This is a genomic window from Pseudomonas sp. GW821-FHT04D07, assembly GCF_059420225.1.
The window spans coordinates 84590-105213 of the sequence record NZ_JBWKTH010000014.1 but is presented as its reverse complement, the minus strand read 5'-3'; the positions used below and the strand labels follow the sequence as shown (position 1 = coordinate 105213).

Annotated in this window: 21 protein-coding genes; 7 read left to right on the top strand and 14 right to left on the bottom strand. The window is 61.4% G+C overall.

Annotated elements, in window-relative coordinates:
• Positions 1 to 42: 42 nt before the first annotated feature.
• Positions 43 to 141: a K(+)-transporting ATPase subunit F gene (kdpF, locus tag AC07T0_RS17930; RefSeq protein WP_100944121.1), complete on the bottom strand. Its 99-nt coding sequence runs from the start codon at positions 139 to 141 to the stop codon at positions 43 to 45.
• A gap of 177 nt (positions 142 to 318) precedes the next feature.
• Positions 319 to 816 (bottom strand): GyrI-like domain-containing protein, encoded by a 498-nt coding sequence (locus AC07T0_RS17925; RefSeq protein ID WP_495002467.1) that lies wholly within the window; start codon positions 814 to 816, stop codon positions 319 to 321.
• A gap of 214 nt (positions 817 to 1030) precedes the next feature.
• Between AC07T0_RS17925 and alaC the strand changes: the two genes are divergently transcribed.
• Positions 1031 to 2251 carry an alanine transaminase gene (gene alaC / locus AC07T0_RS17920; RefSeq protein ID WP_495002466.1) on the top strand — a complete coding sequence of 407 codons (1221 nt, stop codon included), beginning with the start codon at positions 1031 to 1033 and terminating at the stop codon, positions 2249 to 2251.
• Positions 2252 to 2420: 169 nt separating this feature from the next.
• On the opposite strand, the gene AC07T0_RS17915 is transcribed toward alaC, so the two are convergent.
• Entirely contained in the window at positions 2421 to 3773 is a 1353-nt protein-coding gene (locus AC07T0_RS17915) for a GntP family permease (protein ID WP_495002465.1), read from the bottom strand.
• Between the two features lie 84 nt (positions 3774 to 3857).
• Entirely contained in the window at positions 3858 to 4391 is a 534-nt protein-coding gene (locus AC07T0_RS17910; RefSeq protein ID WP_495002464.1) for a gluconokinase, read from the bottom strand.
• 226 nt (positions 4392 to 4617) lie between these two features.
• Here AC07T0_RS17910 and gntR point away from each other — a divergent pair, with 226 nt between their 5' ends.
• Positions 4618 to 5649 carry an HTH-type transcriptional regulator GntR gene (gntR, locus tag AC07T0_RS17905; protein WP_495002463.1) on the top strand — a complete coding sequence of 344 codons (1032 nt, stop codon included), beginning with the start codon at positions 4618 to 4620 and terminating at the stop codon, positions 5647 to 5649.
• A gap of 48 nt (positions 5650 to 5697) precedes the next feature.
• Here gntR and AC07T0_RS17900 read toward each other — a convergent pair whose 3' ends face one another.
• Positions 5698 to 6342: a DUF998 domain-containing protein gene (locus AC07T0_RS17900; RefSeq protein ID WP_495002462.1), complete on the bottom strand. Its 645-nt coding sequence runs from the start codon at positions 6340 to 6342 to the stop codon at positions 5698 to 5700.
• Positions 6343 to 6510: 168 nt separating this feature from the next.
• Here AC07T0_RS17900 and AC07T0_RS17895 point away from each other — a divergent pair, with 168 nt between their 5' ends.
• On the top strand, positions 6511 to 7245 hold the full coding sequence (locus AC07T0_RS17895) for an NAD-dependent epimerase/dehydratase family protein (protein ID WP_495002461.1): 735 nt from the start codon (positions 6511 to 6513) through the stop codon (positions 7243 to 7245).
• A gap of 148 nt (positions 7246 to 7393) precedes the next feature.
• On the opposite strand, the gene AC07T0_RS17890 is transcribed toward AC07T0_RS17895, so the two are convergent.
• On the bottom strand, positions 7394 to 8260 hold the full coding sequence (locus tag AC07T0_RS17890; protein WP_495002460.1) for a LysR family transcriptional regulator: 867 nt from the start codon (positions 8258 to 8260) through the stop codon (positions 7394 to 7396).
• Positions 8261 to 8389: 129 nt separating this feature from the next.
• Between AC07T0_RS17890 and gstA the strand changes: the two genes are divergently transcribed.
• Positions 8390 to 8995, top strand: coding sequence for a glutathione transferase GstA (gene gstA / locus AC07T0_RS17885; RefSeq protein WP_495002459.1), 606 nt, complete (start codon positions 8390 to 8392; stop codon positions 8993 to 8995).
• A gap of 43 nt (positions 8996 to 9038) precedes the next feature.
• Here gstA and AC07T0_RS17880 read toward each other — a convergent pair whose 3' ends face one another.
• From AC07T0_RS17880 to AC07T0_RS17865, 4 genes are all read right to left on the bottom strand, one after another.
• Complete coding sequence (locus AC07T0_RS17880; protein WP_495002458.1) at positions 9039 to 10052, bottom strand: ABC transporter substrate-binding protein; 1014 nt, start codon at positions 10050 to 10052, stop codon at positions 9039 to 9041.
• Between the two features lie 2 nt (positions 10053 to 10054).
• Positions 10055 to 10609 (bottom strand): sigma-70 family RNA polymerase sigma factor, encoded by a 555-nt coding sequence (locus AC07T0_RS17875; RefSeq protein ID WP_495002457.1) that lies wholly within the window; start codon positions 10607 to 10609, stop codon positions 10055 to 10057.
• A 156-nt stretch (positions 10610 to 10765) separates the two neighbouring features.
• Positions 10766 to 11557, bottom strand: coding sequence for a phosphate/phosphite/phosphonate ABC transporter substrate-binding protein (locus AC07T0_RS17870; RefSeq protein ID WP_495002456.1), 792 nt, complete (start codon positions 11555 to 11557; stop codon positions 10766 to 10768).
• A 9-nt stretch (positions 11558 to 11566) separates the two neighbouring features.
• Entirely contained in the window at positions 11567 to 12508 is a 942-nt protein-coding gene (locus tag AC07T0_RS17865; protein ID WP_495002455.1) for a fatty acid desaturase, read from the bottom strand.
• Positions 12509 to 12827: 319 nt separating this feature from the next.
• Between AC07T0_RS17865 and AC07T0_RS17860 the strand changes: the two genes are divergently transcribed.
• Positions 12828 to 13265, top strand: a complete 438-nt coding sequence (locus AC07T0_RS17860; protein ID WP_495002454.1) for a GNAT family N-acetyltransferase — start codon at positions 12828 to 12830, stop codon at positions 13263 to 13265.
• 60 nt (positions 13266 to 13325) lie between these two features.
• Positions 13326 to 14162: a class I SAM-dependent methyltransferase gene (locus tag AC07T0_RS17855; RefSeq protein ID WP_495002453.1), complete on the top strand. Its 837-nt coding sequence runs from the start codon at positions 13326 to 13328 to the stop codon at positions 14160 to 14162.
• A 22-nt stretch (positions 14163 to 14184) separates the two neighbouring features.
• Here the strand turns inward: AC07T0_RS17855 and def are convergent, their stop codons facing one another.
• Positions 14185 to 14724, bottom strand: coding sequence for a peptide deformylase (gene def, locus AC07T0_RS17850; RefSeq protein ID WP_495002452.1), 540 nt, complete (start codon positions 14722 to 14724; stop codon positions 14185 to 14187).
• Between the two features lie 2 nt (positions 14725 to 14726).
• Positions 14727 to 15671 carry a YihY/virulence factor BrkB family protein gene (locus AC07T0_RS17845; RefSeq protein ID WP_495002451.1) on the bottom strand — a complete coding sequence of 315 codons (945 nt, stop codon included), beginning with the start codon at positions 15669 to 15671 and terminating at the stop codon, positions 14727 to 14729.
• Positions 15672 to 16028: 357 nt separating this feature from the next.
• Between AC07T0_RS17845 and AC07T0_RS17840 the strand changes: the two genes are divergently transcribed.
• The gene (locus tag AC07T0_RS17840) at positions 16029 to 16409 is read left to right on the top strand and encodes a hypothetical protein (RefSeq protein ID WP_495002450.1); all 381 of its coding nucleotides are present in this window, start codon (positions 16029 to 16031) and stop codon (positions 16407 to 16409) included.
• A 198-nt stretch (positions 16410 to 16607) separates the two neighbouring features.
• Here AC07T0_RS17840 and fadD1 read toward each other — a convergent pair whose 3' ends face one another.
• Positions 16608 to 18305: a long-chain-fatty-acid--CoA ligase FadD1 gene (fadD1, locus tag AC07T0_RS17835; protein ID WP_495002449.1), complete on the bottom strand. Its 1698-nt coding sequence runs from the start codon at positions 18303 to 18305 to the stop codon at positions 16608 to 16610.
• Positions 18306 to 18702: 397 nt separating this feature from the next.
• Positions 18703 to 20391 (bottom strand): long-chain-fatty-acid--CoA ligase FadD2, encoded by a 1689-nt coding sequence (gene fadD2 / locus AC07T0_RS17830; RefSeq protein WP_495002448.1) that lies wholly within the window; start codon positions 20389 to 20391, stop codon positions 18703 to 18705.
• Positions 20392 to 20624 lie beyond the last annotated feature (233 nt).

Below are 20624 nucleotides of genomic sequence, written 5' to 3'. Positions count from 1 at the left end.
TGCGAACCGTACAAAGCGCCTGCGGCGAGGCGCGCGGTGAGATCAGAAATCTTCGGCCCGGATCAAGGCGTAGCCCAGGTAGACGAACAGGCCGGCCGCGCCCAGGCCGCTGATCAGGTAGATAAGTTTGAGTGTCAACACGGTGGCTCCCCTTGCGAAATCGGCGGCTCGCTCAAGCGCACACAAAGGCGCCGCAAGCCAGGTCAAAGGGTACGGGCGAGGGTATTAAGGTCGGACACTGATTGGCCGGAGGGACGTTAAGATGGCGTATAGAAGCGCGTTCCCCTGCTGGCGTAGAGGAACGTCCAGGGCACGGGATCAGGCCTTGATCGGCAACCAGATCTCCACGGTGCCGGTGCCTTTTTCCGGATTGAAATCGGCGCTGTAGCGCTCGAACTCCGGCGCATCGGCCGCCAGGTAGCCGGATTGCGGCAACCAATGGTTCCAGATGGCCTCGAAGGTCTGCTTGAGGGTATCGAGGGAGCCTTGATGTTCGAACACCGCGTACTGCTGGGCCTGCAGTTCCACCCAGCGATACAGCTCGGGCAGGTCGTCGAGCTTGCTGATCTGCACTCCGGCGATGTACTCGAAGCCGCCCTGGCCATCCGGATGGCAGCAGATACCGTACGTCACCTCACCGACTTGGCTGGGGATTTTTCCGATGTGCGGCACAAAGGCGTCCCACAGGTCAGGGATAGAGCCCGACGTCTCGGCGGTAAAGCGGGCGCCCAGGCCGGCGATCAATTGAAAATGACCGTGCTCGAAGCGTGGCGCTGGCAAGGCCTGCGTGTAGCCAAGATGATGTGCTGCGTCCATGGGTGCAAACTCCATATGGGAAACGACTCCGAAGGCAGTATAGAAGCAAATAATCGTGTCGCTTTGACAACCCGGCCTCTGCCCCCCCTTCGAAAATATTTTCCACGGCACATCTGGACAGATGGCCAGCATCGCCCTTATTGTCTGCCCGCAGGCCACCGCAGTGGCCGACGTCGCTCGGACGGTTCCGGGCGCTTACGTGTCAGAGGTTTACATGGCAGACCAAGGTTCGCCGCGCCGCTTTGCGCGCATTGATCGACTCCCCCCCTACGTATTCAATATCACTGCCGAGCTGAAGATGGCCGCCCGTCGTCGTGGCGAAGACATCATCGACTTGAGCATGGGTAACCCCGACGGCGCCACCCCGCCGCATATCGTCGAAAAACTGGTCACCGTCGCCCAGCGCGAAGACACCCACGGCTACTCCACGTCCAAGGGCATCCCCCGGCTGCGTCGAGCGATTTCCCACTGGTACAAGGATCGCTACCAGGTCGATATCGACCCGGAAAGCGAAGCCATCGTCACCATCGGTTCGAAAGAGGGCCTGGCCCACCTGATGCTCGCCACCCTCGACCAGGGCGACACGGTGCTGGTGCCCAACCCCAGCTACCCGATCCATATCTATGGCGCGGTGATCGCCGGCGCCCAGGTCCGTTCAGTGCCGCTGGTGCCCGGCGTGGACTTCTTCGCCGAACTGGAGCGGGCCATCCGTGGCTCCATCCCCAAGCCGAAGATGATGATTCTCGGTTTCCCGTCGAACCCCACCGCGCAGTGCGTGGAACTGGATTTCTTCGAACGGGTGATTGCCCTGGCCAAGCAGTACGACGTGCTGGTGATCCACGACCTGGCCTATGCCGATATCGTCTACGACGGCTGGAAAGCCCCGTCGATCATGCAGGTGCCGGGGGCCAAGGACATCGCGGTGGAATTTTTCACCCTGTCCAAGAGCTATAACATGGCTGGCTGGCGTATCGGTTTCATGGTTGGCAATCCGGAACTGGTCAACGCCCTGGCGCGGATCAAGAGCTACCACGACTACGGCACCTTCACGCCGTTGCAGGTGGCGGCCATCGCCGCGTTGGAAGGCGATCAGCAGTGTGTCAAGGACATCGCCGAGCAGTATCGCCAACGCCGCAACGTGCTGGTCAAGGGCCTGCATGAACTGGGCTGGATGGTCGAGAACCCCAAGGCCTCGATGTATGTCTGGGCGAAGATCCCCGAAGAGTATGCCCATATGGGTTCGCTGGAGTTCGCCAAGAAACTGCTGGCCGAAGCCAAGGTCTGCGTCTCGCCGGGGGTTGGCTTTGGCGAGTACGGCGACGACCATGTGCGGTTCGCCCTGATTGAAAACCTCGACCGTATTCGCCAGGCCGTGCGCGGGATTCGCGGGATGTTCCGCGCCGATGGCCTGCTGAAGAAAGCCACTGCTGAGTAACCCCTGTGTAGGAGCGAGCTTGCTCGCGATGGTCGTCAACGATAATACGGGGCATCTGATACCCCGCTGTGCCTGGACTGCCATCGCGAGCAAGCTCGCTCCTATGATGGCATTAGGGCTTGCCACAGGATCGGGGCCGACACCGTCACAAGTGTCGGCCCCGAGTCGTTTAGACCACCAGCGACAGCAGCAGGATAAACACCAGCCCCACCACCGACAGAATGGTCTCCATGGCCGTCCAGGTCTTGAACGTCTCGGCCACGGTCATGTTGAAGTACTGCTTGACCAGCCAGAACCCGGCATCGTTGACATGGGACAGGATCAACGAGCCCGCCCCCGTCGCCAGCACCAGCAGCTCGCGGTTGACCCCGGGAATCAGGTCCACCACCGGCATCACGATACCCGCCCCGGTAATCGTCGCCACCGTCGCCGAGCCCGTGGCCACGCGGATCACCGCCGCCACCAGCCAGGCCAGCAGGATCGGCGAAATCTGCGCATTCACGGCAATATGCCCGATCACGTCACCCACGCCACTGGTCACCAGCATCTGCTTGAAGCCACCGCCAGCACCAATGATCAGGATGATCGCCGCGGTCGGCGCCAGGCTGGCATCGAGCAGCTTGAGCACGCGCTTGGAATCCATGCCCTGGCGCTTGCCGAAGGTGTACAGCGCCAACAGCAGGGCCAGCAGCAAGGCGCTGATCGGATGACCGATCATGTCCATCCAGATGCGAAAGAAATGCCCGGTCGGCAGGGCAATGTCGGCAAAGGTCTTGAGCAGCATCAGGAACACCGGCAGCAGCACCGTGACCAGGGTCACGCCGAAGCTAGGCAGCGCTTTGACTTGCGGTTCGCGGGCCAACTGGTCGACCAGTTCCTGCGATGGGTTGCCCGGAATGTACTTGGCAATGAAGGTTCCGTAGATCGGCCCGGCGATAATGGCGGTCGGCAGGGCGACGATCAGGCCGTAGAAAATGGTCTTGCCGATATCGGCATTGAACACCCCGATGGCCAGCAGCGGTCCCGGATGCGGCGGTACCAGGCCGTGCACCGCCGAAAGCCCGGCCAGCAGCGGAATACCAATCTTGATCAGCGGCACGCCGGTACGTCGCGCGACGATGAACACCAGCGGAATCAGCAGCACGAAGCCGATCTCGAAGAACAGCGGGATGCCCACCAGAAACGCCGAGCACATCATCGCCCACTGCACCCGCTCCTTGCCGAAGGCACGGATCAGGGTCTGGGCGATCTGATCGGCGCCGCCGGAATCAGACATCATCTTGCCGAGCATGGTCCCCAGCGCGAGGATGATCCCGACAAAACCCAGCACGCCGCCAAAGCCATCCTGGAAGGCGCCGATGATCTTGCCCGCGGGCATGCCCGAGGTCAGACCGAGAAACGCCGAAGCGATAATCAGCCCGACAAAGGGGTGAATCTTGAAGCGGGTGATCAACACGATCAACCCGATAATCGTGACCACTGCATCCAGCAACAGATAGGTCTCGTGGGACAGTCCGAACATAAGGTGTCTCCTGCTTGTTGTTTTTATACGCGGCGTGGTTTGACGATAGTCGCCTGGGACAGCGCTATCTTTTCGAAGCAAAAATCAGGCGGAACGTTCCAGCCCGTGTCCCTGCCACCAGTGATGGGCCGCCTGTGCCAGGCGCTCGACGCTCTGGCTCGAGGCGTCCAGGATCAGGGTCAGGGGCTCGCCGAGCGGCGGTTCAAGGGTGGCGAACTGGCTGTCGATCAGGGTCGAGGGCATGAAGTGTCCGGGACGATGGGCCACCCGCTCGGCGGCGACTTCGCGGCTCAATTCGAGAAACACGAAGCCCAGGCCCGGTGCCGCGCCGCGCAGGCGTTCGCGGTAACTGTGCTTGAGCGCCGAACAGGTCAGCACCGGATGCCCGCCCGTGGCCAGGACCCGACGCAACTCGTCGCACAGGCTGTCGAGCCAGCCGGCACGGTCGTCATCGGTCAGGGGAATGCCGGCACTCATCTTGGCGATATTGGCGGCGGGGTGAAAGCTGTCGCCTTCGATCTGGGTCGCGCCGTTGAGCCGGCACAGGGCCTCGCCCACACTGGACTTGCCGCAACCGGAGACGCCCATGATGACCAGGGCAGTGATGGGTTGACTCATGTAACACCTCAGCACGAAGACAGCGCTGTCTTTGCCAGAGCTTCCATTACAGGAAAGCAAAGCACAAAACACAGACTGCCGACGCTTTCTTGTCATTTTTATGGGGTGGTGCGCTAAACATCCACGACAGCATCCGACGCGATCAGGCCAACCACGCTCGGACAATTGCAGGCTCGTCGAGACAGCGCTACCTTAGTGCCTTGAATTTTGTTTGGCAAGCCGTCCGATGACCTCCACCAAAACCGACAAGAATACCCGTACCACGGGACGCCCTACCCTCAGCGAAGTCGCGCGCCTGGCCGGCGTCAGTCCGATCACCGCCTCGCGGGCCCTGCGCGGCATCAGCAGCGTGGCCACGGAGCTGGTGGAAAAGGTCCGACAAGCGGCAGAAGAACTGAACTACGTGGTCAACCCGGCCGCCCGCGCGCTGGCCTCGGCCCAGAGCCATTCAGTGGTGGTGCTGGTGCCGTCGTTGTCCAACCTGCTGTTTATCGACACCCTCGAAGCCATTCACTCGGTGCTGCGCCCCCGGGGCTTCGAGGTGCTGATCGGCAACTATCACTATTCCCGCGACGAAGAAGAAAACCTGCTGCGCAACTACATGGCCTACCAGCCACGGGGCTTGTTGCTGACCGGTTTCGACCGCTCGGAAAGCGCGCGGCGGATGATCGAGGCGAGCAACGTGCCGTGTGTCTACATGATGGACCTGGACCCCGGCGCCGGGGTGAACTGCGTCGGCTTCTCGCAACAAAACGCCGGCGCCACCGTGGCCGAACACCTGATCTCCCGCGGTCGCAGGCACCTGGCCTATATCGGCGCGCAGCTGGACCAGCGCACGCTCCTGCGCGGCGAAGGCTTTCGCCAGGCGCTGCAGGCGGCCGGGCTGTACCACCCGGACCTGGAACTGCTGACCCCGCGCCCTTCGTCGGTGGGCCTGGGCGGCGAACTGTTCCTGCAACTGATGCAGAGTCATCCGCAGGTCGACGGGATCTTCTTCGGCAACGACGACCTGGCCCAGGGCGCCCTGCTGGAGGCCATACGCTGTGGCATTAAGGTGCCGGAGCAGGTCGCGGTGGTGGGCTTCAACGACCTGCCTGGCTCGGCCTTCATGGTCCCGCGTCTGAGCAGCATCCGCACGCCCCGGGAGGCCATCGGCCGGCGAGCGGCGGAGCAGATGCTGAGTTTGATGGCCGGCAACCCGGTGGCCCAGCCCGTGCAGGACATGGGCTTTGAACTGATGGTGCGCGAGAGCAGTTAAGCCGCCGCAGGTACCTGGAGTATTCCCCGGCGCACCGGGGAATGGGCCTCAAGCGTGATCGGCGCGACGTTTTTCCCTGATCAGCAGCAGCGCGGCAAACACCCCGATCCAGACCACCGAAGCGCCGTAGTTCAGGCGCTGGTAGAGACCGAAGCCCTCCCCCGCGGCCACCGCCAGCCCCATCAACGGCAATGCCGCCAAGGCCACCAGGGTGCAGGCCAGGGAAAACCAGGCGAAGGCTTTCGAGCCCAGCAAATGACCGGCGAGATACACCCACAAGGCGTTGGCGATCACCAGAGTCAGAAACATCATCAGCCCCGCGCTGTTATGCACGGTCTGGTTGAAGGAAGGGTGCTGCAACCCACAGCCGGCGTCGCAGGAAAAGTAACCGGTGAACAAACTGGCAATGCCGTGCAGCGCAATCAGCACGCCACTGATCTGCGCCAGGCCGCGGCCTTCGAAACAGGCGAAGACCGTCACGCCGAAGGCAAAGAACAACAGCCCCAACGGCACATTGTTGATCAACGGCGACAACTCGTGGGTCGGCGCGCCCAGCGCCCCCAATTCACTCATGGCCTGATTGAGATGGCTGTAGCCCGGATACAGGGCACCAGCCAGGGCCAGCCCGACGAGCAACCAGAAGGGCGTCAACAACCCGGCCACACAGCCGAATTTACGCAATGCCTTGTGCATCTAGCGCGGACCTCTGAGGGTTGGATGAAAGCAACAGGCCACTATCCTAAAACGCCACGGGAACCGCGAGCCAGAGATTTATCGAGCGGACAGACTGACGGCCATGGTCTACCTTGAACTGTCACAAAGCATTCATTCGAGCGTAAAAAAAACTGCATGGAAGTCTGAATGAACTCTCTCAAGGTATTACTGACCGGCGCCTGCGGCCGGATCGGCAAGACGTTTTTCCAGGCCACGAAACAGCATTACGACTTTGTCCTCGCCGACCGCCATCAGCCGGACTTCGCCATCGGCGATCACCGTTTCGTCCGCCTGGACATGGCCGACAAGGAAGAGCTCGCGGCCCTGGTCGATGGCATCGACGTGGTGGTGCACCTGGCGGGCATCCCTTTTGCCGATTCGTCCTTTGAGGAACTGCTGCCCAACAACATCATGGCCACCACCTATCTGCTGGAGGCCGCCGCGAATGCACAATGCAAGCGCGTGGTGTTCGCCAGCAGCGCCCAGGCCATCGAGGGTTACCCCCAGGACCGGCAGATCACTCCGGGCATGCCGGTGATGCCAGCCAATCTGTTCGGGGTGAGCAAATGCTACGGCGAAGCACTGTGTGCCTTCTACTCGGCCCAACGCGGGTTGTCGTGCATTGTCTTGCGCATCGGCGCCTTCAAATTTCCCGACGACCATGACCTGCGCCACACCGCCGACCTGAGTACCTGGCTCAGCCCCCGCGACGCCGTGCAGTTGTTGCAGCGCGCGATCGAGGTCAAAGGTGTGCAGCACCTGGTGGCCTACGGCATCTCCAACAACCGCTTCAAGCGTCTGGACCTGAGTGAAACCACCCGGGTATTGGGTTATCACCCGATGGACGATGCATCCCAGGCGTTCGGGCTGCAGCTTCACTGAACCCGGAAACGCACTGCCGGGAACGGCAACCAAGGCGGCACGGCCCCCCTCCGTCGTGGCGAGCAACGCGAAGACCGCGGACAACCAAGCCAACCCACTCGACCAGCAGGCTGCCGGGGCCTTCCTGAGCACGAAGTAAGCCGTCGGCTCAGCGCAACATTTCGAACAAGGCCCGCACCGCCGCCGAGCGCCCTCCCGCGGCCGACGGCAGCAAACCGAAGTGCCGTTTGATCGGCACCTCCAGGCGCAGCACCCGCAGGCCCTTGCGCTCGGTGGGCAGGGCCAGCTCGGGGACCAGCGTCACCCCGAGGTTTTCCCGCACCAGGGTGTAGGCGCTGCTCCACTCGCGGACCTCGACGCGCACGTCCCGCAGCGACAGGCCGATTTCGCCAGCAATGCTCCGCGCGTTGACCTCGCAACCGCCGGTCGCCAGGACAAAGGGTTCGGCGACCAGCTCGGCCAGACTCACACGGCCATCGGCGCCCCTCGCGGCCAGTCGATGGCCCATGGGGACCACCGCGACCCAGGTGTCGTGCCCCAGCTCCAGGGCGCCACTTTCGATATCAGGGTTGAGCACCACGCCAACGTCCACGGTGTCATTGGCGAGCATGGCCTGCACTTCATGATCGCTAACCTCCAGTGCCACCACTTCGATACCGGGATGGCGTTGGCGGAACTGGCGCAGCAGCGGTGGCAGCAAGGTGCCCAGGATCATTGGAAAGCTCGCCAGGCGAATGCTGCCGCCGACCAGTCCTTTATCGCTGTCGACCTGCCGGCGGATGTTTTCCAGGGCGGCGAGCATCACCCGCGCCTGTGCCAGGACCTGCTGGCCGATGGCGGTGGGCAATGACTGGCGGGCATGGCGGGTGAACAACTGGACGCCGAGGGTCTGTTCCATCGCCGCCAGCGCCTGGCTGGCCGCCGATTGGGTCATGCCGACCTGTTCGGCAGCGTGGGTCAGGGTACCGGTATCGAGTACCGCCACCAGCAGGCGCCAATGCAGCAGATTCATCATGACAGTAGCTGACCTTATGGCTTATTTCTCAAGAATTAATTTTACCCAGGTCCGGGCACCATATGACACTGCCGCTCGCCAAAGCCACCCAGGCTGAACACGGTTCTTACTCCAGGGAGTCTCATTGTCATGAAACTGTACTACGTCCCACAGACCTGCTCGCTGTCACCGCATATTGTCCTGCGTGAGCTCGGCCTGCCCTTCGAACTGGTGCGGGTCGACAACCAAAGCAAAGTCACCGAGCACGGTGAGGACTTTCTCAAGATCAATCCCAAGGGTTATGTGGCCGCACTGCAGTTGGACGATGGCCGGGTTCTCACCGAAGGCACCGCCATCGTGCAGTTTCTCGCCGACCTCAAGCCCGAGGCCGGACTGGCGCCGGTCAATGGCAGTTGGGAGCGCTCGCGCCTGCAGGAGATGCTGAATTTTATTTCCGGCGAAGTGCATGGCGGAATGGGGCCGCTGTTCAACAGTGCGATAGCGGATGCGGTGAAAGCGATTTTCCGGGAGAAGCTGTATAAGCGTTTCGCCCTGCTGAGCAGCACCCTGGAACAGCATGACTACTTGCTGGGCGCACACTTCAGCGTGGCCGATGCCTACCTGTTCACCGTGCTGCGCTGGACGGCCTTCCTTGGCCTGGACCTGGGTCCGTGGCCGGCGTTGGGACGCTTCATGGAGCGCATCGCTCAACGGCCAGCCGTTATCGCCGCGCTGGCGGTGGAACTGGCGGCCTGAAAGTCCGCTGGCGAGCGCGATAGCAGACACCCGCACTTGCACCTCACAGGCCGCCACTCACACGCTGGACCACCGCCGAAGGGACCCAGGCGTTCCAGACCTGTGGTTGTTGACGCAGAAAGGCTTCGGCGACCTGGCGTGGTGGCAGACGTTTTTCAGCCATTTCGGCCAAGGTGCGGTTCAGCAAATCGATGGGCAGGTCGACCTTGGCAAAGAACTCGACCAGTTCCGGGTACTGCGCCTTGAACGGCGCGGACACGCCGATCGCCAGATGCGCCGGTAGCGAGCGGGTACCGCGTGGGTGCGGGTTGCTGGCATCGGCCAGGGTCTTCCAGGCTTCGCCGTCGAACGGCGGCTCTTCCAGTTTCACCAGGTTGAAGCGCCCCAACAGTGGGGTCGGCGACCAGTAGTAGAAAAGGACCGGCTTGCCGCGTTTGACCGAGGACGCGACCTCCGCGTCCAGTGCCGCACCGGAGCCGGTGCGGAAGTTGACGAAGCTGTCGCTCAGGCCATAGGCCTTGATTTTCTGGCTGTTGACGATCTCCGAGGTCCAGCCGCTGGGGCTATTGAGGAAGCGCCCGCGGGACGGGTCTTCCGGGTCGCGGAACACGTCCTTGTAGCGTGGCAGGTCGGCCACCGACTTGAGGTCCGGTGCCAGTGGCTGGATACCCCGCGCCGGGTCGCCCTTGATCACATATTCCGGCACCCACCAGCCTTCGGTGGCGCCCTTGACCGTGTCGCCCAGGCCGAACACCTTGCCTTCGCTTTCGGCCTTGACCCAGGCCGGGCTGCGTCCGGCCCACTCTTCGCCGATGACCTGGATATCGTTTTTCGCCAGGGCGGCTTCCAGGCTCACGGTGCTGCCGGGCAAGGTGTCGGTGGAATAACCGTAGCCTTTCTCGACGATCAGCCGCAGGACCTCGGTGATCAGGCTGCCGCTCTCCCAGGTGATGTCACCGAAGTGGATCGGGGCGTTCTTTTCAGCGGCGGGTGCCGGCTGGGCCAGCAGGCTCAGGGCCAGCAGCGAGCCGCCGAACAGGGTCTTGATGGATTTCATGGTCACCTCGTGGTGGTTGAGTTTTCATGTCGGGTCATCGAGCGCCACTGGGGTTTCCCCCTTGGAGTAGCGGTATGCCTGGCCCAGGTCATGTAATTGCTGACTGACCGTTGAGAAATCCCCAGTTCGGCGGCGATCTCGGGGTAAGTCAGGCCGTTGACCTGGGACAGCAGAAAAGTCGCCTTGACCTTGTCGGGCAGGCCGTCGAACAGGCGGTCGATATTTTCCAGGGCCTTGAGCATCAGGACCCGCTCTTCGGCAGACGGCACTTCGAGCGGCTGAAGCTGTTGCAAGGCATCGAGGTAGGCGCGCTCCAGGTCGCGGCGCCGCCAGAGCTGGTACATCAGGCGCTGGGCAATGGTGGTCAGCAGCGCGCGCGGCTGACGGATCGGCACCGTGTCGGGAACCATCAGCAACTGGACGAAGGTGTCGGCGGCGATGTCTTCGGCGCTGGCACTGGAATCCAGGTGGCGGCGTAAACGGGCGCACAGCCATGGGTAATGACTACGGAACAATCCGCCCAGGTAATCGCTGTGAGGTGTGTCGGCGCCGGACATAGTGGCTCCAATTCAAGAGAGATGTGCTGTATGTCCGGTGGTCCGGTGGCAGGGATCCTACCAACCCGGCTTATTCTTTAATAATATTTAAAAACTATTTTTATATATCATTTAGTTATTTAATTGATTGATTGACGTCGATCCCGTAGGAGCCGTTCAGCGCACCTGGCTAAATCCCAGCGCCTGGGCCTGATCGCGGTAATCCAGCAGGACCTGATAATCCGCCTCGCTCGCCGGCAATATCTCGCTCAAACCCAACGTGGCCGCAACATCGGGAAGCTCGTGCAGCGCTTGGTTCATCGCCGCCCGAATGCCCTCGATCTCCTCGACGCTCGCCCCGGCACGGGTAATGTAAGGCAGGCACGGACTCAAGGCGCTGCGCGCCACCACTCTCAGCCCGGCCACTTCATGGGGCGCAAAACGCGCCAGGCAGGCAAAGGTCACGCTGTCCACCGCCGCCAGGTCGGCGAGATCCTCGCGCAACCAACGCAAGCTTTCCCGGTGAGCACCGCTCTGCCCGACACTGGCAAAGAACCGAGCGTCCCACTGCAGGGGCGCCAGTGAATGTCGCAACAGGTTCATCCCGCTATTGGAACCCTCGTCGTTGATCACACCGCGACTGCCGTGGAAGTCTTCCAGCACACGACGGTCCTCACGCTCACGACTCAGCAACAGGCTGCAATGCTCACCGCCCGAGGCATGCTCCAATTCATAACGCGGACGCCCGACCAGCTTGACCTGACCGCGCAACAGGGTCATCAGCGGATAACCGCAGGTCTGGGTGAACAACAACTGCGGGGACAACCAAAGCCCCATCAAATCCAGGCCCTCGGCAGAACCACGGCGCACCCCGAGCTTTTCCACAATCCGCTCGATCCAGCGCTCGTTGGCCTCCCGCACTTCCTGCGGCGCCACATACATCAACAGTTCGGCATAGCGATGGGTCATGAACCCTCCTCAGGCAAACGGATGCCGTGGGCTATCAACAACCTTCACGGCATGCCGCCGCGCCAGCTCGCCATAGCCTTTTACCAGGTAGCCACCACTGCGCGCCAACCAGGCGTCGCGCCGCGCGCGATAGACCCGCGGGAGGAAATACCAGGGCAGTTTCGGTAGGTCATGGTGCACCAGGTGCAGGTTCAGATTGAGGAACAGCCAGCGCCAGGGCCAGCCCGCTTCGTTGAGCACCGTGCGCTGGTGCGACAAGGCACTCGGGCGGTGTTCATAAAAAGACCGCAGCGCCCCCACCGACAGCGCTGGAACGCTGATCAGCAGCAGGTAATGCCAGGCCGGAATCACGCTGTAATGGACGATGAACGCCAGCATCAACAGGGTCAGCGTGCCGTGGCTCAGCCACATCAGCCAAGCCTGGCGCTCGCCACGGCGCAGGCGCTGGCCTTCTTCCTTGACCAGGCCGAACAAGGCCAGCGGCGCACCCAGCAGCAGGCGCCCCGGGACCGTCTTGTTCAAACGCTGCAGGCCACGCTCCAGGGCCGAGCGGTGCGGCCAGTCCTGCTGACTGAAGTAGCGGCTTTCCGGGTCAACACCGGGCAAGGTCAGGTCCTCATCGCGGTGATGCAACAAGTGGCTGTCGCGATACAGGGTGTAGGGATACCAGACGGCGAACGGCGCATACCCCATCAACTTGTTCAGCCAGACAAAACGGCTCGGATGACCATGCAGCAGTTCGTGCTGCACCGACATCCACAGCGTGACAATGGGAATCAACAACACACTGCTCGGCCACAGGCCCAGCCAGGGATTGGCCAACAGCACGGCGAACCAGCTTAGATAGACACCGATCAGCAATAGCCAGGTTGGCCATTCGGTACGACCGGTAAAGGTTTGCTGCAGGTGCAGGATTTCTTCGCGTTGGGCAACATCGAGATAGTTGGGCATCGTTCGGCTTCACACAGGTTCAGCCGATGGATAAACCCCCGGCTTTATCCCCTGATGTGGATTACCGACGACAAATCTTGCAGATCAATTGGTTATATCCTTAGCACACCTCAATGACCGAAGACATCGACCTTCTTGGCCTTCTTCGCCGCACGCTTTTCATCGGCGCTCTTGGCGGGTTTCTTCTTGGCGGCTTTCTTTGAATCCATGCCCTTGCTCATGATGCGTACTCCAGGAGGATGTAGACTCAGGTATACACCCATCTGACCACTTCGGCTCTCTTATAATCCCGTGCCAGCCCCCTCCAGCGATGAATTCCATGTCCACTCCCGACTACGCACGATTGCCGGAAACGCTGCGGCCACTGCTGAACAAATTCTACCGCGCGCACAATTCACCCATGCGTTCGGCCAGCGCCGGACAACTGTGGGTGGCCCGGCAAGGGGAGATCATCGGCGGTCTGTCGCTGACACCGGTTGCCCAGGGACATTGGCTTAGCGGATTGTTCGTCGCCCCGCCACGACGTGGCCAAGGCATTGCCGCACAGTTGTTGCAACAGGCGCTCGGCGACTGCAACGGCCCGGTCTGGCTGTTCTGTCATCCCGACCTGCGCGGGTTCTATGAGCGCCTGGGATTCCACTGCGACCCGGCACTGCCACAGCCTCTGGCGGAGCGCCTGGCGCGCTACTCGCGCAGCAAGCCGATGATCGCCCTGGGTATAGAACCGTTGGTGAGGTCGACTGCGAAAAATGTGTGATGGGCGCTGCATTTGCCCGTGATAGCCTCGAACCCACACCCGTTTTTTATCAGGATGATCATGAAACGCACCCTCGTGGCTTTAGCCTTGACCGCCCTTCTTGCTCCACTCGCCAGCCAGGCCGCCACCGCCAGTGCCGCCATCACCGACGCGCAATACGCCAAGGTCCTGGCCGGTCCGTGGCGGGCGCCGGAAAACAGTGTCCGCGACGGCTATCGTCATCCCCGGCAGACTTTGCAGTTCTTCGGTTTGCAGGCCAACCAGACGGTGATCGAGATCACCCCCGGCGGCGGCTGGTACAGCGAGGTACTCGCGCCACTGCTCAAGGACCACGGGCATTACATCGCGGCCGTGCAGGCGCCCGCGACCAGTGAGTTCGCCAAACGCTCGGCCGACAACCTGAAGCAGAAATTCGCCAGGGACCCGAGCCACTACGCCAAGGCCGGTGTCGTCGAGTTCGATCCCCAGGCGCCGGTGTTCGGCAAGCCGGGCTCGGCCGATCGGGTACTGACCTTCCGCAATGTGCACAACTGGGTCATGGCCGATGACGCGCCGGCGATGTTCAGCGCCTTCTTCAAGGTCCTGAAACCGGGCGGCGTGCTCGGCGTGGTGGATCACCGCGCCAAGGATGGCGCCGACCTGGCCAGTATCAAGCAAAGCGGCTATCTGCCTACCGCTTACGTGGTGAAACTGGCCACCGATGCCGGGTTCGCGTTGGAAGGACAAAGCGAAATCAACGCCAACCCCAAGGACACCAAGGATTACCCCGGTGGTGTCTGGACCTTGCCGCCGTCACTGAAGCTGGGGGATCAGGACCGAGCCAAGTATGTCGCCATCGGCGAATCGGACCGCCTGACCTTGCGCTTCGTCAAACCCGGCAAGGTAGCGGTCCAATAAGCGGCATTGGAAGCCCGGACGCTCAGTCGTCCGCCGCTGGGTCCAGCTCGGGGAACAGCACTTCGGTGAAACCGAATTTACTGAAGTCGCTGATCCGCGATGGGTACAGGCGACCGATCAGGTGGTCGCATTCGTGTTGCACCACGCGGGCGTGGAAACCCTCGGCGACCCGCACCAGCGGTTCGCCATTGGGCGTGAAGCCTTCGTAGCGGATACGCGAGTAGCGTTGCACCGCGCCACGCAGGCCCGGCACCGAAAGGCAGCCTTCAAAGCCCTCTTCCAGCTCCGGCCCCAGGGGCGTGATCAGCGGGTTGATCAGGATGGTCTGCGGCACCGCCTCGGCATCCGGGTAACGCTCGCTGTGCTCGAAACCGAAGATCACCAGTTGCAGGTCGACGCCGATCTGCGGCGCGGCCAGGCCGACGCCACCGACGTGCTCCATGGTCTGGAACATATCATCGATCAGGTCCCACAGCGCCTTGCTGTTGAACAGTTCCGCCGGCACCGGCGGGGCGATGCGCAATAGGCGCTGATCGCCCATTTTCAGTATTTCACGAATCATGATCAGGCTTCGTCAGTAGTCGGCTTGAGGGAGTGGTCGCGCCCCAAGCCGGAGATAGGCAGGGTGTCGTCATGCTCGTGGAAGTCCTTTCCGCCAGGATTCTTGCCTTCGGACGACATGTGTTCGATCACCGCATTCATTTCAGCCCCCAGCAACAGGACCGCCGCGGAAATATAGAAGTACAGCAGCAAGACGATGATCGCGCCGATACTGCCATACATTGCATTGTAGTCGGCGAAGGTTTTCACGTAGTAGCCGAAGCCCAGGGACGCGACGATCCAGACCACCACCGCGAGCACCGAGCCTGGGGTAATAAAGCGGAATTTCTGCTTCACGTCCGGCATCACGTAGTACATCAGGGCCACGGCGAACATCAGCAGCAGCACCACCACCGGCCAACGCAGCCAGGTCCAGAGCGTGACGACGTAATCCTGCATGCCGATCTGCCCGGCCAGCCAGCTCATCACCTGCGGCCCGAGCACCATCAGCGCGGCGGCGGCCAGCAGCATCACGGCGATGCCGACGGTGTAGAAAATTGACAGCGGGAAGCGCTTCCAGATCGGCCGTCCCTCGAGCACGTCATAGGCGGCGTTCATCGCGCTCATCATCAAGCGTACGCCGGCCGAGGCGGTCCACAGGGCAATGACGATCCCCACCGAGAGCAGGCCGCCCTTGGATTGCTGCAACTGGTCGATCACCGGGTTGACCTGGTCCAGGGCCTGGGGTGGCAATACCAGTTCCGACTGCATGCGCAGCCAGGTGAAGAAGTCCGGCAGGTGCAGGAAACCGATCAGGGCGATCAGGAACAACAGGAAGGGAAACAACGAAAACAGCATCTGGTAGGCCAGTGCCGAGGCATAGGTCGACATTTCGTCGGCGACGAATTCAGTGACCGTGCGCATCATCACGCGGTGCAGGGGCAGGTCGCGCAACTCGGGGAAAATCATAGCGTCTCCTTTCGCCGCAAATAAAGGTAGCGAGTCAAGGCGACTCAAAAGGTGCTTCCAATAAAGCTCTTTCTAACGCAAAGCAACGCGGTTGGCGACCCTCAAAGCATTTCTCGGCCCTAACCCGTGTAGCCGCCACGCGAAAACGGCCAGCCGGGGATGGCCATATGCCGGTGTCATGTCTCGCCATAAGGTTGACCCAGGGCCTGTGTGCAGGGTTTCATTTTTTTCAGCCAGCGCTTGCCCGCGACTTTTCATCGAAGAATTCAGGTTTGCCTTTATGTTTGCCCGCCAACCCCCGAGAATGCGCACCAGATTCAGGCTTCGGCGCTGAAGATCGATAACGGTAGGAAAGTCATGAAACTCGATAAAAAGCAGGCCATCGCCCGCCGCAACCAAGAGCTGGGTGGCGCGGTACTGGGCCTCAACAACTGTCACTTCACCGAATTGAACCGCAACAAGAACATCTGGTGGTTCGATATCCCGGTAGCGCGCCTGGCGATCGGGCAATACGAATGGGTGCACCTGTTGCTGCACACGCCGAGCACCGACCAGTTGCTGCACCTGAAGGTGACCACGGCGTTCCTGCGCGAGAAGATGGAAGGCCTGGTGGTACGCAACGCCGGCAAACGCCGTCCGACCTTGAGTCTGGAACTGAGCGCCGACAAGGACTCGTTCCTCAAGGACGTACGCCCAGCCGGCACCGGCGTGGACTTCGCGCCGTTCCAGCAGCCCTGAGCGTCGCGCTGAAACACTGACGTGAGCTGGCTTGCTGGCGATGGCGTCCGAGTAGGCGCGGTAAGACTCTAGGGCCTCATCGCTGGCAAGCCCACAGTGACCTCGTTCAGCCGAAAAATTCAGCATCGGCAAAATCGCTGTTGCCGAACGCCATAAATGACAAAGCCCCGCATGGCGGGGCTTTGTCATTTCAGCGGGTCAGGCGATTTTCTTCAGGCCCAGCTTCTTCAGCTCCGCATCGCGCAGCTCGCGACGCAGGATCTTGCCGACATTGGTGGTCGGCAGCGCATCGCGGAACTCGACGAACTTGGGCACTTTGTAGCCGGTGACATTGGCGCGCATGTGTTCCATCACCTGGTCCTTGGTCAGGGTCACGCCCGGCTTGGCGACGATGAAGATCTTGATGACCTCCCCGGACCGCTCGTCTGGCACGCCGATGGCCGCACATTGCAGCACACCCGGCAAGGTCGCCAGCACGTCTTCCAGTTCGTTCGGATAAACGTTGAAGCCCGATACCAGGATCATGTCCTTCTTGCGGTCGACAATCCGCATGTAGCCGTCCGGCTGGATGATCGCGATATCGCCGGTCTTCAACCAGCCGTCGCTGTCGAGGATCTCATCAGTGGCGTCCTGGCGCTGCCAGTAACCCTTCATTACCTGCGGGCCCTTGACGCACAGCTCGCCGATTTCGCCCAGGGCCTGTTCTTCCCCGGCATCGTTGACCACCTTGCACAGGGTCGAGGGCACCGGAATACCAATGGTGCCGACCTGAATGTTCTGGCTCGGGTTCACCGAGGCCACCGGACTGGTTTCGGTCATGCCGTAGCCTTCGCAGATCGAGCAGCCGGTCACCGCTTTCCAGCGCTCGGAAGCCGCCAGTTGCAGGGCCATGCCGCCGGACAGGGTGACCTTGAGCGCGGCAAAGTCCAGTTTGCGGAAGGCTTCGCTGTTGCACAGCGCCACGAACAAGGTGTTCAGGCCGACAAAGACACTGAACTTCCACTTCGACAATTCCTTGACCATCGCCGGCAAGTCGCGCGGATTGCTGATCAGGATGTTGTGGTTACCGATCAGCATCATCGCCATGCAATGAAAGGTGAAGGCATAGATGTGGTACAGCGGCAGCGGGGTAATGACGATCTCGCAACCTTCATTGAGCTCCGAACCCATCAGCGCCTTGCACTGCAGCATGTTCGCCACCAGGTTGCGATGGGTCAGCATCGCGCCCTTGGCCACGCCGGTGGTACCACCGGTGTATTGCAACACAGCGACGTCGCTGCTGGCCGGATTGGCTTCCTTGACCGGCTGGCCACGGCCCTTGCTCAGCACGTCGTTGAACTTGACGGCCTTGGGCAGGTGATAAGCCGGGACCATCTTCTTCACGTACTTGATGACACTGTTGATCAACAGGCGCTTGAGCGGCGGCAACAGGTCGGCGACTTCGGTGACGATCACGTGCTTGACGCCGGTCTTGGGCACCACGGTTTCGGCCAGGTGCGCCATGTTCGCCAGGCACACCAGGGCCTTGGCCCCGGAGTCGTTGAACTGGTGTTCCATTTCCCGCGCGGTGTACAGCGGGTTGGTGTTGACCACGATCAGCCCGGCGCGAATGGCGCCAAAGACCGCGACCGGATACTGCAGCACGTTGGGCAGCTGCACGGCAATGCGATCGCCCGGTTGCAGGTCGGTGTGTTGTTGCAGGTAAGCGGCAAAAGCACCCGACAGTTCGTACAGCTCACCGTAGGTGAGTGTCTTGCCGAGGTTGCTGAAGGCCGGCTTGCTGGCGAATCGTTGGCAAGACTGTTTCAATACCGTCTGAACATTCGGGTACTCGTCTGGATTGATATCGGCAGCAACCCCAGCCGGGTACTTATCCTTCCAAAAGTCTTCGATCATGGAAGCCTACTCCTCAGCAACGCGAATTCAGCACCGCATTTGATGCGATTATTATTTGTCTGTGTTTTTTATGGGGTGAGTCCGGCTTTAACTTACGCCGAGAAGTCACAAAGCGCGCCGAGAGTAGCAGCTTTGCCGAGGGTCGCCTAGAGCCAAACGTGGCCATCATGGTCATAAAGATGACTCAAGAAATACCAGCGGTCACTTTTAGAGTAAAGATTCTATTTGTTTGAATTTTGCTCTGGATCGGGGTTTTCAGGTCCAAAAAGCTTCGCGGGCAAGCTCCGCTCCCACATTGGAATATTGTCGTCTCGTTATTTCGAGTCCGACTCAAATCCACTGTGGGAGCGGAGCTTGCCCGCGAAGAGGTCCGCAATGACGCCACATCAGCTGCGCCTCAAGCGATATCGCGCAACTCCCGCCGCAGGATCTTGCCCACCGCCGTCATCGGCAGCGAATCGCGCAGCACGATGTGCTTGGGCACTTTGTAGCCGGTAAAGTTTTCCTTGCAGTAGGCCTTCAGCTCTTCGAGGCTGACCCCCGTATCCCGCGCCACCACGAACAACTTCACCGCCTCGCCGGAACGCTCGTCCGGTACGCCGATCACCGCGCAATTGGCGACCTTCGGATGGGCCATCACCACATCTTCGATTTCATTGGGGTACACGTTGAAACCGGAGACGATGATCATGTCCTTCTTGCGATCAACGATACGCACGAAACCGTCCGGGTCGATCACCGCGATATCGCCGGTCTTGAACCAGCCCTCGGCGTCCAGCACCTGTTCGGTGGCTTCCGCCTGCAACCAATAACCCTTCATGACCTGCGGCCCCTTGATGCACAACTCGCCGCGTTCGCCCAATGGCTGCTCGACGCCGTTGTCGTCGATGACCTTCAAGGCGGTGCCGGGCACCGGCAGGCCCACCGTCCCCAGCTTGCCCTTGTCGCCATAGGGGTTGGTGCAGGCGATCGGCGACGTCTCGGTCAACCCGTAGCCTTCGGTGATGCGACAGCCGGTGAGCGTCTGCCAGCGGTCGGCGGTGGCCTTGACCAGCGCGGTGCCCCCCGAGTTGGTGAGTTTCAGGCTGGAAAAATCCAGGGCCTTGAAATCCGGATGCTCCATCAACGCCACAAACAGGGTGTTGAGCCCCAGCAGCGCGGAAAAACGCCAGTTTTTCAGCTCCTTGATAAAGGCAGCGATGTCCCGTGGATTGCTGATCAACACGTTGTGGTTGCCGGTGACCATCATGCACATGCAGTTCGCGGTGAAAGCATAGATGTGGTACAGCGGCAGCGGCGCGATCATCACCTCCTGACCTTCCTTGAGCAGCGGCTGGCCGTCCGGGCCGGGCTGGGACAGGCAGCCGCGGGCCTGCTGCATGTTCGCCACCAGGTTGCCATGGGTCAGCATCGCCCCCTTGGCCAGGCCGGTGGTGCCGCCGGTGTATTGCAACACCGCGATATCCTCGAGGCCGACGGTCAAGGGCCGCACGGCGTGGCCCCGACCCAGGCGCAAGGCACTCTTGAACGAGGCCGCCTGGGGCAAGTCGTAGGCCGGGACCAGTTTCTTCACCTTGTCCACCACCAGGTTGGTCAACCAACCCTTGGCGGCGGGCATCAGGTCGCCCATCTTCGCTTCGATCAGATACTCGATCTGGGTATCGGGCAGCACTTCCTGGACCCGCTGCCCGAACAGGTTCAGGTACACCAGCGCGCGGGCGCCGGAATCCTTGAACTGATGGCGCATCTCGCGAACGGTGTACAGCGGATTGGTGTTGACCACGATCAGCCCGGCGCGCAACGCACCGAACACGGCAATCGGATAATGCAGGACGTTGGGCAGTTGCACCGCGATGCGGTCGCCCGGTTGCAGCTCGGTGTGGTTTTGCAGGTAACCGGCGAAGGCCGCGCTGTAGCGTTCGAGCTCGGCGTAGGTCAGGGTCACCCCCATGTTGCTGAAGGCCGGACGGTCGGCGAACTTCTTGCAGGAGCGCTCGAACACCTCGATCACCGACTTGTAGGCGCCCAGGTCGATGTCCAGGGGTACGCCGCTAGGGCGTTTGTCATTCCAGAAATCAGGTTGCATTGTTTTTGTCCTCTTACCTGAGCCTCTGCGGGGCCGCCTGCGCGCCAAGGCGAAAAAAGCGGTGCTTAGCGGACGTTAGCAGTTAACGCGGATCAGGCAAATATGCCGGACACAGTCATTAACATCATGAATCTTGCTGCCAATGCGCGGCAGGGTCTGCTTCCTGTGCGAGGATGCGCTATACAATGGAGCGACAACGCGCCCCGGCCGATGTCCGTCTCGTCCCCGTGCAA

Coding starts and splice junctions, on each gene's coding strand:
- AC07T0_RS17925 (WP_495002467.1), bottom strand. CDS start 816: ATGGACGCAGCACATCATCTTGGCTACACGCAGGCCTTGCCAGCGCCA.
- alaC (WP_495002466.1), top strand. CDS start 1,031: ATGGCAGACCAAGGTTCGCCGCGCCGCTTTGCGCGCATTGATCGACTC.
- AC07T0_RS17915 (WP_495002465.1), bottom strand. CDS start 3,773: ATGTTCGGACTGTCCCACGAGACCTATCTGTTGCTGGATGCAGTGGTC.
- AC07T0_RS17910 (WP_495002464.1), bottom strand. CDS start 4,391: ATGAGTCAACCCATCACTGCCCTGGTCATCATGGGCGTCTCCGGTTGC.
- gntR (WP_495002463.1), top strand. CDS start 4,618: ATGACCTCCACCAAAACCGACAAGAATACCCGTACCACGGGACGCCCT.
- AC07T0_RS17900 (WP_495002462.1), bottom strand. CDS start 6,342: ATGCACAAGGCATTGCGTAAATTCGGCTGTGTGGCCGGGTTGTTGACG.
- AC07T0_RS17895 (WP_495002461.1), top strand. CDS start 6,511: ATGAACTCTCTCAAGGTATTACTGACCGGCGCCTGCGGCCGGATCGGC.
- AC07T0_RS17890 (WP_495002460.1), bottom strand. CDS start 8,260: ATGATGAATCTGCTGCATTGGCGCCTGCTGGTGGCGGTACTCGATACC.
- gstA (WP_495002459.1), top strand. CDS start 8,390: ATGAAACTGTACTACGTCCCACAGACCTGCTCGCTGTCACCGCATATT.
- AC07T0_RS17880 (WP_495002458.1), bottom strand. CDS start 10,052: ATGAAATCCATCAAGACCCTGTTCGGCGGCTCGCTGCTGGCCCTGAGC.
- AC07T0_RS17875 (WP_495002457.1), bottom strand. CDS start 10,609: ATGTCCGGCGCCGACACACCTCACAGCGATTACCTGGGCGGATTGTTC.
- AC07T0_RS17870 (WP_495002456.1), bottom strand. CDS start 11,557: ATGACCCATCGCTATGCCGAACTGTTGATGTATGTGGCGCCGCAGGAA.
- AC07T0_RS17865 (WP_495002455.1), bottom strand. CDS start 12,508: ATGCCCAACTATCTCGATGTTGCCCAACGCGAAGAAATCCTGCACCTG.
- AC07T0_RS17860 (WP_495002454.1), top strand. CDS start 12,828: ATGTCCACTCCCGACTACGCACGATTGCCGGAAACGCTGCGGCCACTG.
- AC07T0_RS17855 (WP_495002453.1), top strand. CDS start 13,326: ATGAAACGCACCCTCGTGGCTTTAGCCTTGACCGCCCTTCTTGCTCCA.
- def (WP_495002452.1), bottom strand. CDS start 14,724: ATGATTCGTGAAATACTGAAAATGGGCGATCAGCGCCTATTGCGCATC.
- AC07T0_RS17845 (WP_495002451.1), bottom strand. CDS start 15,671: ATGATTTTCCCCGAGTTGCGCGACCTGCCCCTGCACCGCGTGATGATG.
- AC07T0_RS17840 (WP_495002450.1), top strand. CDS start 16,029: ATGAAACTCGATAAAAAGCAGGCCATCGCCCGCCGCAACCAAGAGCTG.
- fadD1 (WP_495002449.1), bottom strand. CDS start 18,305: ATGATCGAAGACTTTTGGAAGGATAAGTACCCGGCTGGGGTTGCTGCC.
- fadD2 (WP_495002448.1), bottom strand. CDS start 20,391: ATGCAACCTGATTTCTGGAATGACAAACGCCCTAGCGGCGTACCCCTG.